The 16,854-nt window shown below is 64.1% G+C and carries 20 protein-coding genes and 1 pseudogene; 3 read left to right on the top strand and 18 right to left on the bottom strand.

Annotated elements, in window-relative coordinates:
• From EOD07_RS03290 to ybgC, 4 genes and pseudogenes are all read right to left on the bottom strand, one after another.
• Nucleotides 1-183 (bottom strand): annotated as a pseudogene (locus EOD07_RS03290) (hypothetical protein); the annotation flags it as partial.
• A 7-nt stretch (nt 184-190) separates the two neighbouring features.
• Nucleotides 191-652 (bottom strand): protein TolR, encoded by a 462-nt coding sequence (gene tolR, locus EOD07_RS03285; RefSeq protein WP_127233946.1) that lies wholly within the window; start codon nt 650-652, stop codon nt 191-193.
• Between the two features lie 9 nt (nt 653-661).
• Entirely contained in the window at nt 662-1,372 is a 711-nt protein-coding gene (tolQ, locus tag EOD07_RS03280; protein ID WP_040991688.1) for a protein TolQ, read from the bottom strand.
• Between the two features lie 406 nt (nt 1,373-1,778).
• On the bottom strand, nt 1,779-2,249 hold the full coding sequence (gene ybgC / locus EOD07_RS03275) for a tol-pal system-associated acyl-CoA thioesterase (protein ID WP_127233945.1): 471 nt from the start codon (nt 2,247-2,249) through the stop codon (nt 1,779-1,781).
• A 127-nt stretch (nt 2,250-2,376) separates the two neighbouring features.
• Between ybgC and EOD07_RS03270 the strand changes: the two genes are divergently transcribed.
• Nucleotides 2,377-3,627 carry a cellulase family glycosylhydrolase gene (locus EOD07_RS03270; RefSeq protein WP_127233944.1) on the top strand — a complete coding sequence of 417 codons (1,251 nt, stop codon included), beginning with the start codon at nt 2,377-2,379 and terminating at the stop codon, nt 3,625-3,627.
• Here the strand turns inward: EOD07_RS03270 and EOD07_RS03265 are convergent.
• The 7 genes from EOD07_RS03265 to EOD07_RS03235 form a co-directional block, all read right to left on the bottom strand.
• Nucleotides 3,611-4,528 (bottom strand): metallophosphoesterase, encoded by a 918-nt coding sequence (locus EOD07_RS03265; protein WP_127233943.1) that lies wholly within the window; start codon nt 4,526-4,528, stop codon nt 3,611-3,613. The two genes, EOD07_RS03270 and EOD07_RS03265, sit on opposite strands and share 17 nt — an antisense overlap.
• Nucleotides 4,529-4,662: 134 nt before the next feature.
• Nucleotides 4,663-5,700: a Holliday junction branch migration DNA helicase RuvB gene (gene ruvB / locus EOD07_RS03260; RefSeq protein WP_073984957.1), complete on the bottom strand. Its 1,038-nt coding sequence runs from the start codon at nt 5,698-5,700 to the stop codon at nt 4,663-4,665.
• Complete coding sequence (locus EOD07_RS03255) at nt 5,697-5,975, bottom strand: AbrB/MazE/SpoVT family DNA-binding domain-containing protein (protein WP_127233942.1); 279 nt, start codon at nt 5,973-5,975, stop codon at nt 5,697-5,699. The genes ruvB and EOD07_RS03255 overlap by 4 nt, the downstream gene beginning before the upstream one ends.
• A gap of 20 nt (nt 5,976-5,995) precedes the next feature.
• On the bottom strand, nt 5,996-6,616 hold the full coding sequence (gene ruvA, locus EOD07_RS03250) for a Holliday junction branch migration protein RuvA (protein WP_127233941.1): 621 nt from the start codon (nt 6,614-6,616) through the stop codon (nt 5,996-5,998).
• Between the two features lie 10 nt (nt 6,617-6,626).
• Nucleotides 6,627-7,136, bottom strand: coding sequence for a crossover junction endodeoxyribonuclease RuvC (gene ruvC, locus EOD07_RS03245; protein WP_127233940.1), 510 nt, complete (start codon nt 7,134-7,136; stop codon nt 6,627-6,629).
• Between the two features lie 132 nt (nt 7,137-7,268).
• Nucleotides 7,269-8,333: a glycosyltransferase family 2 protein gene (locus tag EOD07_RS03240; RefSeq protein WP_041011154.1), complete on the bottom strand. Its 1,065-nt coding sequence runs from the start codon at nt 8,331-8,333 to the stop codon at nt 7,269-7,271.
• Nucleotides 8,334-8,617: 284 nt separating this feature from the next.
• Complete coding sequence (locus tag EOD07_RS03235; RefSeq protein WP_040991677.1) at nt 8,618-9,148, bottom strand: DUF1465 family protein; 531 nt, start codon at nt 9,146-9,148, stop codon at nt 8,618-8,620.
• Nucleotides 9,149-9,706: 558 nt separating this feature from the next.
• Between EOD07_RS03235 and EOD07_RS03230 the strand changes: the two genes are divergently transcribed.
• Nucleotides 9,707-10,258, top strand: coding sequence for a DUF2269 family protein (locus EOD07_RS03230; RefSeq protein WP_127233939.1), 552 nt, complete (start codon nt 9,707-9,709; stop codon nt 10,256-10,258).
• A 33-nt stretch (nt 10,259-10,291) separates the two neighbouring features.
• On the opposite strand, the gene EOD07_RS03225 is transcribed toward EOD07_RS03230, so the two are convergent.
• On the bottom strand, nt 10,292-11,062 hold the full coding sequence (locus EOD07_RS03225; protein ID WP_127233947.1) for a sulfite exporter TauE/SafE family protein: 771 nt from the start codon (nt 11,060-11,062) through the stop codon (nt 10,292-10,294).
• A 460-nt stretch (nt 11,063-11,522) separates the two neighbouring features.
• Complete coding sequence (locus tag EOD07_RS03220; protein ID WP_127233938.1) at nt 11,523-12,350, bottom strand: alpha/beta hydrolase; 828 nt, start codon at nt 12,348-12,350, stop codon at nt 11,523-11,525.
• 88 nt (nt 12,351-12,438) lie between these two features.
• Between EOD07_RS03220 and EOD07_RS03215 the strand changes: the two genes are divergently transcribed.
• On the top strand, nt 12,439-12,957 hold the full coding sequence (locus EOD07_RS03215; RefSeq protein WP_127233937.1) for a helix-turn-helix domain-containing protein: 519 nt from the start codon (nt 12,439-12,441) through the stop codon (nt 12,955-12,957).
• Here EOD07_RS03215 and EOD07_RS03210 read toward each other — a convergent pair.
• From EOD07_RS03210 to EOD07_RS03190, 5 genes are all read right to left on the bottom strand, one after another.
• On the bottom strand, nt 12,949-13,350 hold the full coding sequence (locus EOD07_RS03210) for a hypothetical protein (RefSeq protein ID WP_042641631.1): 402 nt from the start codon (nt 13,348-13,350) through the stop codon (nt 12,949-12,951). The two genes, EOD07_RS03215 and EOD07_RS03210, sit on opposite strands and share 9 nt — an antisense overlap.
• A gap of 162 nt (nt 13,351-13,512) precedes the next feature.
• Entirely contained in the window at nt 13,513-14,466 is a 954-nt protein-coding gene (locus EOD07_RS03205; RefSeq protein ID WP_127233936.1) for an agmatinase, read from the bottom strand.
• 33 nt (nt 14,467-14,499) lie between these two features.
• The gene (locus EOD07_RS03200) at nt 14,500-15,171 is read right to left on the bottom strand and encodes an amino acid ABC transporter permease (RefSeq protein WP_127233935.1); all 672 of its coding nucleotides are present in this window, start codon (nt 15,169-15,171) and stop codon (nt 14,500-14,502) included.
• Nucleotides 15,168-15,827: an amino acid ABC transporter permease gene (locus EOD07_RS03195; RefSeq protein ID WP_041000136.1), complete on the bottom strand. Its 660-nt coding sequence runs from the start codon at nt 15,825-15,827 to the stop codon at nt 15,168-15,170. Before EOD07_RS03195 ends, EOD07_RS03200 begins: the two co-directional genes overlap by 4 nt.
• A 69-nt stretch (nt 15,828-15,896) precedes the next feature.
• On the bottom strand, nt 15,897-16,748 hold the full coding sequence (locus tag EOD07_RS03190; protein WP_127233934.1) for a transporter substrate-binding domain-containing protein: 852 nt from the start codon (nt 16,746-16,748) through the stop codon (nt 15,897-15,899).
• Between the last annotated feature and the right edge of the window lie 106 nt (nt 16,749-16,854).

The raw sequence follows: 16,854 nt of genomic DNA, 5'->3' as shown, positions 1-16,854 counted from the left end.
GTCATGCATCACCGACTTCTTATCGCCCTGCAGCGTCTGCGCGATCGCCTCCATCGGCACGATGTCGACCGCCACCGACTCCACGTCGGAGGCCGGCATGGCCGGCGGCGACGACAGCGTGAACAACCCGAAGGCCAGCGCCACCGCATGCAAGATCACCGATGAGGTGAGACCGGTCCGCATCTGGCGTCTACTGATCCTGTTCCTGCAGCGAGACGAGGCCGATATTCTTGTAGCCGGCCGCCGAAATGCGGGCCATGACCTTCATCGCCGTGCCGTAATCGGTCGACTTGTCGCCGCGGATGAAGATGCGCTCGTCATAGCCGGTCTTGGAAATCGCCTGCAGCTTGGCCACCAACTCGTCGATCGGGATTTCGGTCTCCTGCAGGAAAATCTTCCCCGTGGCGTCGATCGACACGGTGATCGGCTGCGTGTCGACATTCATCGCCTTGGCCTGCGTGTCCGGCAGGTCGATCGGCACCCCGACGGTGAGCAGCGGCGCCGCGACCATGAAGATGATCAACAGCACCAGCATCACGTCGACCATCGGCGTGACGTTGATTTCCGACATCAGGGCATGGTGACGGCCGCGGCGCCTATGACCGCGCCCGCCTCGCCCCGAGCTACCTGCGCCAGCAGCAGACATCCCCATGATCGTTCCTCAGGCCTTCTGCGCTACTTTTTCATCGATTTGGCGCGAGAGTATGGCGGAGAACTCGTCCGAGAACCCTTCCATGCGCACGCCGAGCTTGTTCGCGTCCGATGACAGCTTGTTGTAGGCGATGACCGCCGGAATGGCCGCGAGCAGGCCGATCGCGGTCGCGAGCAGCGCTTCCGCGATGCCGGGCGCCACCACCGAAAGGCTGGTGTTTTTCGAGGCGGCGATCGCCTGGAACGACGTCATGATGCCGATGACGGTGCCGAACAGGCCGATGAATGGCGCGGCCGAGCCGGTGGTGGCGAGGAAGCCGAGGCGGCCCTCCAGCCTTTCCATCTCGCGCGTCAATGCCAGGTCCATGGCCTTGTCGATGCGCGTCTGCAGCGCCAGCGGCGATTTCGCGCCCTTTTCGAAACTCTTCTTCCATTCGCGCATGGCGGCGACGAAGATCGCGCCCATGCCGGTGGTCTTTCGGTCGGCCAGCGTGCGGTAGAGGTCCTCGAGCGATTGCCCGGACCAGAAGACCTGTTCGAAGCGGTTCAGCGCCAATTTCATCCGGCTATAGGCGACGAGCTTGTCGATGATGATCGCCCAGGTCCAGATCGAGGCGCAGAGCAGGCCGATCATGACCAGCTTGACCACCCAGCCGGCCTGCATGAACAGGGCCCAGATCGACAAATGCGCTGCCGGATCGGCAAGAGCGATGTTTTCCATGACTTAAGTCCTTAAGGTTTTCCGGGCATCGCTGGCGGCTGGCCCATGGGCATTCCTTTGGTCCGATCGCGCGAAGCTTGAAGCTTGCGGGATAAGCCCCGAATGCACCGTTTCGCGGCCTTTTCGAGGCAAATATTGGTGAAAGGAAGGCGCACGAATTGCGCCAATCTTCGCCAATTCCTTCATGAACCGTTATGGTTAAGGATGGGTTAGGACGTGAGGCGCGGCGCATTGCCGCGCATGGCTTGGGCGACATCAGACGAGACGTGCTCCAAGGGCAAGCTGAGATTCAGGTCAGGCCGAGCCGAGAACGATAGCTTCCGAGAACCGGAGCGGAGCGTACTTGAAGTACGTGAGCACCGGAAGCGCAGGAAGCCGTCGTTCGCAGGCCGGCCTCACCTGAATATCAGCTTGCCCGAGGCATGAAGGCGGCAATCCACTCCTTCGGGAAGCGCTTCGGGCGGCCGCTTTCGCCGACGATCGCCGCTTCGACTTTCGCCTCCACAAGCACGTCGCCGCCGCGCTTCAATTGCTGGCCCATGAAGATGCGGGCGCCTGAAATAGCGTCGGTGCGCGTGTCGATGGTGAGGATATCGTCCATGCGCGCCGGCGAGCGGAAGTCGATCTCCATGCGCCGGACCACCCAGACGATGCGCTCGCCATGCTTGCCGTCCAGGAGCTCGGTGTGGTGGACGCCGGTCAGCCTCAGATAGTCGGAGCGGCCGCGTTCGAGGAATTCGAGATAGCGCGCATGATAGACGACGCCGGAGAAATCGGTATCGGCATAGTAGACCCTCGCCATCAGCCGGTGGCCGAAATCCGTCAGCGCTCCGGAAAGCCCGGCGCTGAGCGCCGCCGATTCACCATGATCGTCCATCGCGCTTTCCTTTTTCGGCCCAGAAAGGCACCTAAAGCCCGACGGGCTTTAGGAATCTTTGCGCGTGCCGTTGCCCCAAACCGCTCCACAGTTTTGGGCGACACGCATAGTCTCGCGCGGGAACGGGATGGCACTGTTGGGCACGATGATCAAGACCTTGATGGCGGCAGTTTGTGCGCTCGCCATGCTGGCGCTTCCGGCCGGGGCGGCGACGTTCTCGATGAAGCGCGGCCTCAATCTCGACCAGTGGGTGACCTGGCCGGCCGAGGACAAATGGGGGGAGCGCCAGGCGATCCTGCCTTATCCGGAGTGGCGCAAATTCCTCAAGGCGGACGATCTCGAGGCGCTGAAGGATGCAGGCTTCGACTTCCTGCGCATGCCGGTCGATCCCGCGCCCTTTCTCTCGGACCGGACCGCGGCCCTTCGTGGCGACCTCTTTGCCAGCGTCCTGGACTCCGCGCGCATGATCAACCGCGCCGGCCTGAAAGTGGTCGTCGACCTGCATCTGATTCCCGCCGGCGGCAACCGCAAGATCGGCATGAGCGAGGTGATGGATAACCCAGCGACGTTCGACGCGTATGTCGACGTCGTGCGCGCCATGGCAAAGACACTCGCCAGGGAAGACCCGCGGCTTGTCGCGCTGGAGCTGATGAACGAGCCGATCGTCGATTGCGACGAGAACGGCACCAGTCTTTGGCCCGACCGCCAGAAGCAGCTTTTCGCGGCCGCGCGCGCTTCCGCCACAAGGCTGACGCTTGTGCTCACCGGCGGCTGCTACTCGAACGCAGCCTCCTTGGCGAAGGTCGATCCGAAAGCGATCGCGGACGATAACATCATCTGGGCCTTCCACTCCTACGATCCATTCCTTTTGACGCATCAGGGCGCGACCTGGGCCGGTGATTTCATCCAATACGTCACCGGCCTGCCCTACCCGCTGACGGCCGTTCCGAAAGCGCGGCTGGATATGGCGCTGGACACGATCCGCGACCGGATCAGGACTGAGGCGCCCTGGGCGCGGCAAAGCGGCCTGCTCGCCTATCTCGACGAGCAAGTGTCGGCGATGGACACCACCGAGAAGCTGCTTGGCGTGATGGACGCGCCCTTCGCGACGGTCGATGCCTGGGCGAGGGCCAACGGCGTCAAGCCGCAGGATATCACGCTCGGCGAATTCGGCATGATCCGCAAGGAATACGGCAACGGCTTCGTCATGCCGGCCGCATACCGCACGGCCTATGTGCGCGACATGATCGCCCGCGCCGAGGCGCATGGCTTCTCCTGGTCGGTATGGAGCTATGGCGGCGCCTTCGGCATCGTCGATGCATTCGACGGCGAGAAGGCGGAACCCGACGTGATGGATATGATCAGGTCGCTTCATTAGCCCCAAGGTCGATCTGCAGTATCTCCGGCCGCACCCCGAAACGGATCGGGGCGATGCTGAAGCCGAGACCTCCCGAGACGATCAGGTTGCGGTCGTTTTCCACGACATGGCCATAGGCATAGCGGTTGCCATAGGCCGAAGGCACGACCGGTGAATAGCCGAACAGCCGTACCTGTCCGCCATGCGTGTGTCCGGACAGCGTCAGCGAAACCCGCCACGGCACTTTCGGGAAAATGTCCGGCTCATGCGCAAGCAGGATGATGGGGGCGGTGTCGCCGACCTTGGCCAGCGTGCCGGGAAGGTCGTCGAGGCCGGTGAGTCCTCTGCGGCCCTTCGCCTTGTCCGGCAACAGCGCAATCTGGTCGGCCAGCCCGGCGATCCAGAAACCCTGGCCGTCCTTTTCCAGGCGCACGACGTCGTTCTCCAGCACCGGAATGCCGACGGCCTCCAGCGCCTTGCGCGAAATGGTCGGGCCGCCCCCGGCGGCTTGAGCGGCGCGGTCCTCCCACCAGTCGTGATTGCCGAGGATCGAGAACACGCCAAGCGGCGCCTTGAGCCCGGAGAGCGCGGGCGCCCATTCCGATGCGTTCACCCAGCCGGTCACCATCCGGGTGCCGGCGGGATAGTCGCCGAGCATGACGATGACGTCCGGCTGCAGCGCATTGGCCTGCTCGACCAGCGCTGCGATCCGTTCCGGCGTCATCCAGGGCCGGCAGGCATGGATGTCGGCCAGCGCCACGACGCGCAGCTTGAGCCCGGCCGGCCAATGCGGCGGCGTCAGCGTGTAGCGCTTCACATGGGAGAGCAGCATCGGCTCGATGCCGACCGCATAGGCGCCGAGCGACACCATGGCGAAGGCCGAGCCGCCGACGAGGCGCAGGAAGGCGCGTCTGGTGATCATGGATCGGCCCAAGCCCCTTGGGAATCTATCAGGGAGCTGCCTTAAAGGCGGCAATTGCGCCCTGAGCTAGGCCGAGGCGCGCAGATTCTGCGCAGATCGGCCCGCCGCTCGGCCGAACGGCGAACAAATCTGCGTTACTCTTCCTGGAACAGGCTGATCTGCTGCTGGGCGATGTCCTTGGGCGGATCGAGGCCGAGATGGCGCCAGGCATTGGCGGTCAGCACGCGGCCGCGCGGCGTGCGCTGGATGAAGCCCTGCTGGATGAGATAGGGCTCGATGATGTCCTCGATCGCGTCGCGCGGCTCGGAGAGCCCGGCAGCGATCGTCTCGATGCCAACCGGGCCGCCGCCGAAATTGCGCGCGATCATCGACAGATAGCGGCGGTCGAGCGCGTCGAGGCCGAGCGCGTCGACCTCCAGCCTGGTCAGCGCCTCGTCGGCGATCTTCCTGTCGACATGGCCATCCCCGGCGACGCTGGCGAAGTCGCGCACGCGGCGCAACAGCCGGCCGGCGATGCGCGGCGTGCCGCGGGCGCGGCGCGCGATCTCCACCGCGCCGTCGTCGCCGAGCGGCATCGAGAGAATCCGTGCGCCGCGCCGCACGATCTGCTCCAGCTCCTCGACCGTGTAGAAATTGAGCCGCACCGGAATGCCGAAGCGGTCGCGCAGTGGATTGGTCAGGAGCCCGAGCCGGGTTGTTGCCGCGACCAAGGTGAAACGGGCGAGGTCGATCTTGACCGAGCGCGCCGCCGGCCCCTCGCCGATGATCAGGTCGAGCTGGAAATCCTCCATCGCCGGATAGAGGATTTCCTCGACCGCCGGATTGAGGCGATGGATCTCGTCGATGAAGAGGACGTCGCGCTCTTCCAGGTTGGTGAGCAGCGCCGCGAGATCGCCGGCCTTGGCGATGACCGGGCCGGAGGTGGAGCGGAAGTTGACGCCGAGCTCGCGCGCCATGATCTGCGCCAGCGTCGTCTTGCCGAGCCCGGGCGGGCCGACGAACAGCACATGATCGAGCGCCTCGCCGCGGCTCTTGGCGGCGTCGACAAAAACCTTGAGATTGGCGCGCACCGCCGCCTGGCCGACGAATTCGTCGAGCGACTGCGGCCGCAGTGTCTGGTCGGCGTCCTCGCCGCGCTTGTCGGGGGCAATGAGGCGGGGCGAAAGGCTCATGCCGCGCCCTCTGTGCGCGGCGCAACCCCGACAAGCGGAAGGCCAACCGCGTCCCTTACTGCAGCATCGACTTCTTCCAGCGTGGCCGGACCACCGAACGGATCGCCCAGAAACCCAGCAAGGTCAGCGAATTCAAGATTGCGTGGGGTGCCGATCAGGCGGCCGTCCATGACCGTCAAGGCAACCTTGTCGCCGGCCTTGAGCGAGAGCGCGTCGCGAACATGCTTTGGAATCGTCATCTGCCCCTTGGAAGTCAGATTGGCATCTGCGCCCATATTCCTATTTCGGGCAAATGTCACCGCGCCAGTTCCTTCAGGCCGAAGCGGATCAGCTTGGACGCATCCGCGCCCTCGCCGGCCGATTTCAGCGCCGCCGCAACCGCGTTGGCGGCGATGTCGCGCGAGTAACCGAGATTGACGAGCGCCGAGACCGCATCCGTGATCGGCGCTGCGGCCACGCCTTCGCCGAGCTCCTGCTTGAGGCCGATCGTCCCGGTGGCCGCGCCCGCATAGGCCGGCGCCTTGCTGCGCAATTCGGTGACGATGCGCTCGGCCACCTTCTTGCCGACGCCGGGCGCGCGGGAAACCATGGCGATGTCGCGCAGGGCGATCGCGTTGGCGAGATCGGCCGGCGCCAGCGTCGACAGCACCGCCAGCGCCACCTTGGCGCCGACGCCCTGCACATTGTTCATCAACAGGCGGAACCACTCGCGCTCCAAAGCGCTCTGGAAGCCATAGAGCCGGATCATGTCCTCGCGGACATAGGTCTCGATGAACAGCACCGTCGCCTCGCCGGGCGACGGCAGCGCGGCAAGCGTGCGCGCCGAGCAATGGGCGACATAGCCGACGCCATGCACGTCGATGACGCAGCTATCCTCGTCGATCTCCTCCAGCGTGCCTTTCAGCTTGCCGATCATGATTTTCCCCTCACCCCGCCACCGCCATGCGATAGGCGACGCTCGGGCGGTGATGCGCATGGCAGATGGCTATGGCAAGGGCGTCGGCGGCATCGTCGGTGTCGAACATCGCCTTCGGCATCAGCACCTTCACCATCATGTGGATCTGCTTCTTCTCGCCGTGGCCGACGCCGATGACCGCCTTCTTGACGGCATTGGGGGCATATTCGGCGACCACCAGGCCGGCGCGCGCCGGCACCAGCATGGCGATGCCGCGCGCCTGGCCGAGCTTCAGCGTCGCGGTCGCGTCCTTGTTGACGAAGGTCTGCTCGACCGCCGCCTCATGCGGCATGGCCTGGTGCAGCACCTCGGCCAAGCCGTCATGCAGCTGGCACAGTCTTGTCGCCAGCGGCGCCTTGTCGTCGGACCGCACCGTGCCGGACGCGACGAAGCGCAGCGAGTTGCCCGCGCTGTCGATAATACCCCAACCGGTGCGCCTCAGCCCCGGATCGATGCCGATGATGCGAATCGCTTCCCCCATGCGCCAAGTTTAGCCTCGGCGGCAAGCGATGCCAGCGAAATGTGAACAAACCAGAAACAATTGCAATCCCAAGAACGCAGCCGAAAAGCCGATCGAACCGGCGGTCGCGGGCTAGCCGTACAATCCCCGGATCTAATTCGTCACGCGACGGATGGTTTTCGACAGCCGCGCGAGAAATGCCGGCCTGGACGATGCGACCAGCTTCCACGCCAGGACCGCATTGCCCATGCGCCGCGGCAGGATTCCGATGCTAAGGAACCAGGCCGCCAGGGTGGCCCGCCGCCGCCAGGATGCGTTCATTTCCAGGCTGGCGGTAGCGCCCGCTCTTGCCAGTCCCAGCCGGGAGTCGGTTTCAACCGGATGCTGGGGCTCATCGACGCAGAGCGAAGCCAGCCGCTCTTCCAGATGGACCGGGTCGTGAAGGCCGGCATCCGCTGGCACGGTCAAGCCGATCTCGGCCGCCCGGTCGGATAAGGCTTCGAGGCGGCGGAAGTCATGCTCGACGCGCCAGCGCGCCCGCTCGGCAAGCTTTTCGGCAAAGACCGAATGGTTGGAGCCGTGGATGCGGTAGGCGCCAAGGCAGGTGTCGATGGCTTTCACTTCTCCGTGCAGCGGCGCGAGCGTCGCGAGATAGCCGTCGGCGCCTTGCCGGAAATCGCTTTCAGGCATGGGCATTATCGGTTCCAGCGCCTCGCGGTCGAACGCCAGCCCGCTTGTCACCGTCGTCCGGTACCGCCCCTTGCGCAACAATTCCGGAACGACGTCGCCTGAATCGAACGGCTGTTCCGGAGGGGGAAAGACATCCTTGATATGCTGGTTCTCATCGACGAGATGCAGTCGGAATTGCGCCTGGGCGACATCCGCGTCCCACTCGTCCAGGACCTCGGAGACGGCGTTCGGATAGAGATAATCGTCGGCGTCGAGAAAAAGAATGATCTCCCCGGTGCTCGCCTCGAACCCGGTATTGAACGCTGCGCCATGCCCGCCATTCCTGCGCCTGAGGCACGGACGGATCTTGTCGCCGTAGGATTCGATGACGGCCACCGACGCATCCGTCGATGCATCGTCGACGACCACGACCTCGACATTTCGGTGATCCTGCTCCAACGCGCTGTCGATGGCGCGTCCCAGGAACTGTTCGTAATTATAGTTGGGGATGATGATCGATACCGGAATGCGGTCCAATGGCGAATGCACGGGATCAAGCCTCGCAATCTGCTTTGGTCACAGTGACGGTGATTCCTGCAGAACCGGCTCGGTCGACCCGGCTGCGGCGAACGGCCCCAACTAGGGTCCCGTCGCTTCAAGGCAAGGGTCATATTCCCCGCAAAGGCCGGCTTGGCCTTCAAATGCGATGACAGCTGCCGCAATATCGAGCGCAGTCAGAATCGCAGGCGCTCGATTTGCAGCCAGGACGGCTCGTCAAGCCGCAGTTCGGCGAGGGATCGATTCTGCGCGACGCTATCGTTGCAAACGCGGTGTCAGCCGCGCGCGAACGCCGTGTTCAAAAGGCTGATCTGGTCGGAAACCGGGTTGGCCCGCCGCCCGGGGGCATGCGTGTCGCTGATGACGCCGCCATAGATTTCCTCGTCCATGCGCCGCACCAGCGACTGCAGGCGCAGCGAGCGCGTCACGAGGTCCAGAAAATCCTTGGGCAGCTCGTTCCAGCCAAGCGCCTCGTCATGCGCGGACGCCGTGTCGAGCCGTACCTTGGACTTCTCCGAGGCCACCTGGTCGCGCGTCATCTCGCCGGAATTCGCCGCCCGCTGCAAAAGCAGCCAGGAGGCGACCTGCATGAGCCTCGTGGTCAGCCGCATCGACTCGGCCGCATAGAGGGTCGCGGCCGTGCGCGACAATTTCTTGGCTTCGAGCCTGCCCTTGCCATCGAGATACTCGGCGGCCTGCTCGACCAGCCCCATGCCTTCCTGGTAGAGCGGCTTGAAGGATTGGGAGAAAACCCGGCGCTCCGCCAGCTTGACGGTTTTCGCGCTGCCCTTCGAAGGCTCGTTCATCGATACGCCCCTGCACTGCCGCCAGCCGATTCGGCAATCCTTGCCGACACGGCCGCACCCTTAAATGACTGAGGCTTGAAAATGCGCTTCGACGCCCATGAAGGCAAGCGCATGTTTAACAAACGGTTAACGCCGGCCGCGTTGCAGCCATCCGCCGGCGGATGGCGCCGGCCTGCTGCCTGCGGACAAAAAAAGAGCCGCGGATAAGGCGGCTCTCAGGAGTTTAACAGGGAGGCGTCAAACAAAGTGGCTCCAACCACTCGGTAAGAATCCAGCAAAACTGGATGGGCATAGTAAACGCCCGTAAAGCTTAATGAACCCTTAACGCCGAGTGGAATTTTTGAGCGAACGGACTTTCCTGTGCCGGAACAGGACAGCGGCTTCGCTTCCCGGGCCCCTCTGAAAACCGGATTTTCGAACGCCGACCGTGGCCATCGAAACATGTTGGCTGCTGCGGCGGCATCGTTCCGAAACACGCGCCAAGCACAAGGCCGCTCCTCTCAGGCGATGCGCAAACCCGCGCCACCGCAGATCAAACAAGATATCCGGGAGCAAACCATGGATTGGTATTCGATCGTCAAATTCCTTCACGTCGTTTCGGCTGTTTTGTGGGTCGGCGGCGGCTTCGTGCTGTTCCTGCTCGGCGTGCTGGCCGAGCGCGCCGGCAACATCGAGGACAAGCTGCTGGCGATGCGCGCCAGCGGACAGCTCGGCGGCAGGTTCTTCGCGCCGATGTCGATGCTGACGCTGGTCTTCGGGCTGATCATGTGCGGCTTCTGGGTCGGCTTCACCGAGCTGTGGATCGTCATCGGCCTCGTCGGCTACGCCACGACCTTCTCGATCGGCATGCTGATCTTCAAGCCGACCGGCGAGCGCATGGGTGCCATGGTCGCCAAGGACGGCGTGACGCCCGCCGTTCTCGCCATCGGTCAGCGCATGATGAGCTGGGCGCGCCTCGACTATGCGGTGATGCTGGTGATCATCGCCGACATGGTGCTGAAGCCCACTTTGCACGACATCGGCATTCTTGCCGGCATGGCGATGGTGGTTGCGCTGGGCGCCGCGCTCGCCTTCGGCGGCAGCCGCCAGATGGTGCCGAGCGCCGCGTGAATCCTTATGGTGCGGCTGGCCGTCAGGTCAGCCTCACCATAAGCCGACTATGCCGTCCCACAGCAGCTTGACGGCGACCACCGCGACGGTGGCATAGGTGAACGGATAGAAGACCTCAGGCCGCATGCGGCGCACCAGCCAGGCGCCGGCGATCGTCGACAACGGCGCCAGCGGCATCAGCGCGGCCGACGCGATCAGGTTGGTGGCGTCGAACTGGCCGAGCGCGAAATAGGGGACGAGCTTCAGCGCATTGGTGGCGGCAAAGAAGATCGCCGCGGTTCCCGACAGCACCTTCGGGTCGAGCCGGATCGGCAGCGCATAGACCTGGAAGGGCGGGCCGCCGACATGGGCGACGAAGCTGGTGAAGCCGGCGACCGTGCCCCAGAAGGCGGCGGCGACGCGGTTCGGCTCCGCCGCATGATCGGCGCCGTGGCGGAACTGCAGGTAGATCCAGCGCAGCACGAACACCAGCGCGACGGCGCCGACGATCAGCCGCACCATCTCCTCGGTGACCAGAGCCGCGGTCAGCCAGCCGAGCCCGATGCCGATGACGGCGCCAGGCATCATGTCGACCAGCATCTTGCGGTCGTAGACGCCCCACCAGGTCCACACCGAAACGATGTCCATCAGGCACAGGATCGGCAGCAGGATGGCGGCCGCCTGAACCGGCGGCATGGTCAGCGCCATCAGCGGCACGCCGACGAAGCCGACCGCGCCGCCGAAGCCGCCTTTCGACAGGCCGACAAGGATCACCGCCGGAATGGCGGCGGCATAGAACCACGGATCGCTGAGCAGGCCTGACATCGGCAAAGGAAGGTTGGAGAAGGCGGGAACGCAGCCATAGCGCAGAACAGCGCCGCCGGGATAGTCATTAATGCCGGCATCCTCATCCTGACGACTCAGACTTGATGATGCACCATCATGCTTGTCTTGGTGCAAGATTCATTTCCGTGAAATCAGCGCAAACGCCGGAGATTGGTTGAAGCCACCCCAACTTCGTCATTCTATGGCGGAGCAAGGAGCGAAGCGACGCGGCGCAGACCATAGAATCCATGCCGTGACTTGGGAGCGTTACTGCGGTGCAGAATTCTGCTCCGTTGCACGCCTTGGCGAAGGTAACGGAATGGATTCCAGGGTCTTCGCGACGGAGCTTCGCTCCTGCTCCGCCCTGGAATGACGATCGCGATGGGCGTTTCGGCCAATCTCCAACGCATGCCACCCCAACGCAAACAAAGCCAACCGGTCAAATCCCTGTGCAGCGCCGCTACCCATGTGCGGCGATGGCTTCGATGATTTGCGGCCAGTCGTTGCGGTGCAGTTCGTGGCCGCCGCCTTCGACCTCGACCAGCCTTGCGCCGCGAACCGCCTTGGCGAGCGCCTCGCCATGCTCGATCGGGAAAAGCGGATCGGCGGTGCCATGGATGACGAGCAGCGGCGCGCGCAGATCCCGTACCGTCCGCTGCGGACCGCCGCCCTTGAGGAGGAAATGATTGGTCGCGCTGGCGAGGCCGCCGGAACGATCGTAGTCCGCCTCGATCATCTTGCGCGTGCGTTCCTCGTCGAAGGGATGGCGTATGCTGGCGATTGCCCGAGCGTCCTTGACCATGAAATCGAGGACCTGCCCGCGGTTCGACCAGTCGACGTCGCCACCCTCCGCCGAATGCTCCTTGTAGGCTTCGGTCGTCCCGGGCAGGCCGGACGTATCGACGCCGAGCGGCGAACAGGAGAGCACGGTGAGCGCGCCGACGCGTTCGGGATATTTCAGCGCCACGCTTTGCGCGAGCATGCCGCCCATCGACATACCGACGACATGCGCCTTGGCGACGCCATGGTCGTCCAGCATGCGGATGGCGTCATCCACCATGTCCTCGAACGTGTAGGTCGGCGCTCCGAGCGGATATTTGGTCGATAGGCCGGTGTCGCGATTGTCGTAGCGGATGACGAAGCGACCGCGCCCGGCAAGCTGCCGGCAGAAGGCTTCCGGCCACCACAGCATCGAGGCCATGGCGCCCATGATCAAAAGGATCGGCGGATCTTGCGGACTGCCGAAGCTTTGCGAAACGATGTCGGGGCGCTGCATTGCGGCGGTCATCCGATCCTCCAATCTGATTGCGTTTTGCAATCAGTTGCACGATAATAAAACCGATATCATAATGCAACTGGTTTTTCTGGAGACTGCTATGAGCATCGACCGTCGGTCCGGTTGCCCCATCAATCTGTCGCTCGAAGTGTTCGGCGACCGCTGGAGCCTGATCATTCTGCGCGACATGATCTTTGGTGGCCGGCGTCACTTCCGCGAGCTGCTCAACGGCTCGCTGGAAGGCATCGCCTCCAACATCCTGGCCGACCGGCTGAAGCGGCTGATGGAGCTCGGCCTGCTGACCAAGGCCGACGACCCCAGCCACAAGCAGAAGGCGATCTACAGCCTGACCGAGATGGCGATCACGCTGGTGCCGATCATGGCGCAGCTCGGCGCCTGGGGACGCGTCTGGCTGCCGGTCACGGAAGAATTGTCGATCCGCGCCGAGCTCTTGGAAAAGGGCGGCCCGCCGCTATGGGAGCAGTTTATGGACGAACTGCGCCACGAGCATCTCGGCGCGCCGTCGAAGACGCCGCCCGGCACGCCGACCGTGCGCCAGCAACTGCGCGCCGCCTACGAGGCAGTGGTCGCGCGGAAGGCCGAGATGCCGTCAGTTTAAGTTTATGTCGCGACTCGCCGACCGCATCGACACCGAGAAGCCGGCCAGCACGTCGAACAGCGCGATGATCATCAGCGTGAAGAAGACGGAGTGCGCCGCGCCCTTGACCAGCAGGAATTCGACCAGGAAGGCGATGAAGACCAGCGTCGACAAAAGGTGATCCAGGATCGAGGCATTGGTCGTGCGCACCGATTTCGAGATCTCGATGAACAGGAAGATCAGCCCGATCAGCACCATCAGGTCGCCGAGCGTCATCGAGAACACACCGCCCGACATCATGCGGAAGGAGAACATCTCGGTCATCCACGGATCGTCACCGCCGCCGAACAATCCGAGCAGGCCGAGATTGTAGAGGACGAAGGGCACGATCAGCAGCGGGATGGCACCGAACATCTGGGCGACTCCAATGGGGCACCCTTTTGTAAAATCCGCCGCCGGCGCGTCGTCAAGGGTTTTCGCCGGCGACGACGAACACGCTCTAAGACCTAATGAAATAACGATGTCAGCCGGTTGTCCGGCCGACATCGCGCCTTCATGTCAGCGCGCGAAGGACCCTCAGCGCTTGAAGTAGCCGGCGCGCACGGCCGCGCCGATGACGTTCAGGATGATATGGCCGGCCGTCATCGAGGTGATCTCGTTGACATCACGCGCCGGCGCGATCTCGACGATGTCCATGCCGACCAGCCTGCCCTTGCCGACCAGCCCCTGGATCAGCTCGGTCGTCTGCCGGTAGGTGATGCCGCCCGGCTGCGGGCCTTCGACCGCCGGCATCACCGACGGATCCAGCCCGTCTGCGTCGATGGTGAGATAGTAGCGGCCGCCATCCGGGATGCGCTTCAACAGCGCCGCGGTGCCGATATCCTGCCATTCATTGGTGGTGATGATGTTGGCGCCGTAGGCGCGCGCCGCCTCGACCTCCTCGGTGCGGGCGCTGCCCTGGCCGCGGACGCCGACCTGGAAGATCTTGTCGATATGCTTCATCTCCGAAGCGCGGCGGATGGTGCTCGAATAGCCTTCCTTGACGCCGTTGACGTTGTCGCGCCAGTCGAGATGGGCGTCGAGCTGCACCAGCGTGATCGGACCTTCGCCGTCCAGCGCACGGAAGATCGGGATCGGAATGCCGTGGTCGCCGCCGATGGTGATCGGCAAGGCGCCGGCGGCCAGGATCTTGCGGATCGCGGCTTCCGCCAGCTTGTAGTGGCCGACGTGATCCGCGGCGTTGCCGGGCACGTCGCCGACATCGACCACCTTGATATCCTGCCCGGCGAAGACCGGCCCGCCGATGTCGAAATCATAGCGGTCGAGCGCCTGGCTGATGCGCTTGGAAGCGCGTCGCACCGCGGTCGGCGCGTTGGTCTGGTCGTTGATCAGCTCGTCGATCGTGTAGGGATCGCCATAGGGCATGCCGATGATGGCGACATCGGCCTTCAGCGTGTCGAGATCCTCGACCAGCGGGAAGTTCATGAATGTCTGGAAGACATCGCGCGGCGCGGTGGTGAGCTTGGACATGTAGTCTCCTTCTGTGTTGAAAGCCTTGCGAGTTCAGCCGCGCGAGACGGCGAGATGCGGAGTCAGGCGGCGCTCCAGTCCGCGCGCCGCGGCAGCCACCAGCACGGTGAGAGCCCAGTAAAGCAGCGCGATCGCGGTGAAGATCTCGACCGGCGCGAAGGTGCGGCCGATGATGTCCTGCGCCATATAGGTGAGTTCCGGCACGGTGATCGCCGACAGGATCGCCGATTCCTTGATGAGCGTGATGGTGAGGTTGGCGGCCGCCGGCAGGATGTAGCCCGCCACCTGCGGCAGCAGCACCTTGCGCAGGATCAGCGGATAGCGCAGTCCCAGCGCATAGCCGGCCTCGGTCTGTCCGCTCGGGATGGACTGGATCGCGCCGCGCACGATTTCCGAAAAATAGGCGCTGGTATAGGCCGACAGCGCAATGACCGAGACGGCGATGGTCGACAGCCGCACGCCCGCCATCGGCAGCACGTAGAACAGCAGGAAGACCTGGATCAGGAACGGGACGTTGCGAAAGAGCTCGACATAGGCCGCGACGATCGCCGCCGGCAGCCGCCCTGCCCTCAGCCGCACCAGCGCCAGCACCAGGCCGAGCGCGAAGCCTGCCGGCAGCGTGACGGCGCAGATGATAAGCGTGTTGCCGAACCCCTTGGCCAGCGCCGGCCAGTTGTCGGTGATGACGGCGAAGTCGAAGCTCATGCCCGCGCCCTCTCCGCCTGGCGCTCCAGGCGCCGTACCAGCAGGCTGCAGGCGAACAGCACGACGAAGTAGAGCACGGCCGCCACCATGAACGCTTCGACCGGCCGGTAGGTGACGTTCATGATGTTCTGCGCCGTGCGCGTCAGCTCGACCACGGTAATCACCGACAGGATCGACGAGGCCTTCACCAGCATGGTGAACTCGTTGACCATCGGCGGGATGATGATGCGGAAAAGCTGCGGCAAGATGATCTTCAGCCAGGTCACCGCCGGCTTCAGCCCGAGCGCCTTGGCAGCCTCGTACTGGCCGACCGGAATACGCGTCAGCCCGGCCCTGAGGATCTCGGCGACGAAGGCGGCGCTGTTGAAGGAGAGCGCCAGCACGCCGGCAAGCAGCGGCGGCAGGTCGATGCCGGCCAAGCCCGGCAGCACGTAATAGACGACGAAGATCTGCACGATCAAAGGCGTGCCGCGGATGAAGCTGGTGTAGAGCGCGCCGATGAAGCGCACCGCCCGCCAGCGCGAACGGCGGCAGGCGAGCAGGCCGAAGCCGATAACGGTGCCAAGCGCGAAGCCGAGCGCCGAAACGGTGAGCGTCACGCCGGCGCCGGCCAGGAACTGCGGCAGGAAGGCAATGGTTCTGGAGAAGTCGACCATGGCTCTGGCTCGAGGCGCGCAGGGATGACGGCCTCACAGCGAGGCCGGTCCCCGAGCTATGAACATCTGTTAGAGGGCACCCGGCGGCAGGTAGCCCTGGTCGGGCGTCTGCATTTCGAAGCCGAACCATTTCAGCTGCAATTCCTTGAGCTTGCCGCTGTCCTTCAGTTCGCCGATGCTGGCGTTGATGAGGTCGCGCAGGTCCTTGTCCTCGGGCCGCACCACCCAGGCCAGATATTCGACCCCGCTGATCGAGCCGACGATCTTGTAGGTGTCGGGCACGTTCTTCATCAGCACCGCCGCCGAGGGTGAGGCAATCACGATGGCATCGACCTGTCCGGAGGCGAGCGCCACATGCGTTTCCGGGAACGAGGTGAAGAGCTTGATCTCGCCGATGCCGCCGCCCTTGGCTTTGAGCTCCTTGTCGTAGGCTTCGATGACCGGCTGCACCGAGGAGGCAAGCTGCGTTGCCACCACCATGCCGTTGATGTCCTCGGGCTTCTTGATGCGGTCCTCATTGGCGCGCACCACGATGACGTTCTCGAACGAACCGGTCGGCCGCGTATAGGCATATTTCGCCGCGCGCTCGGCATTAATGCCGGTGGAAGTCGCCATCAGGTCGAACTTCTTGGCGAGCAGGCCGGGCAGCAGGCCCTGGAACGGCAGATTGAGCTGGTCGAGCTTCACGCCGAGCTTCGCGACCACATAGTCGAGAATGTCCTTGTTGTAGCCGACGATCTGGCCGTCTCGGACGAATTCGAACGGCTCGAACGCCGCCTCGGTGCCGACGACGATCGTGCCGCGCTGCTTGATCTGATCGACCAGCCCGTCGGCATGCGAGACGGTGGATAGAATGAGAAGCGGCGCGGCGGCCAGCAGGCGAAGTGCCGAGCGGCGCGCGATGGAAAACAACCCAACCATTTTGTTACCCTCTTTTTTCTTCGGTTTTACTGCGCTGGTAAGCCCGGCCGGAGTGCTTGAACACGCGGCCGATCATGTAGCTCTCGGAATCCTTGATCCCGGGAAC

The organism is Mesorhizobium sp. M2C.T.Ca.TU.002.02.1.1 (genome assembly GCF_003997225.1).
The sequence above is the reverse complement of the archived record's forward strand: the minus strand, read 5'-3'. Positions and strand labels throughout refer to the sequence as shown.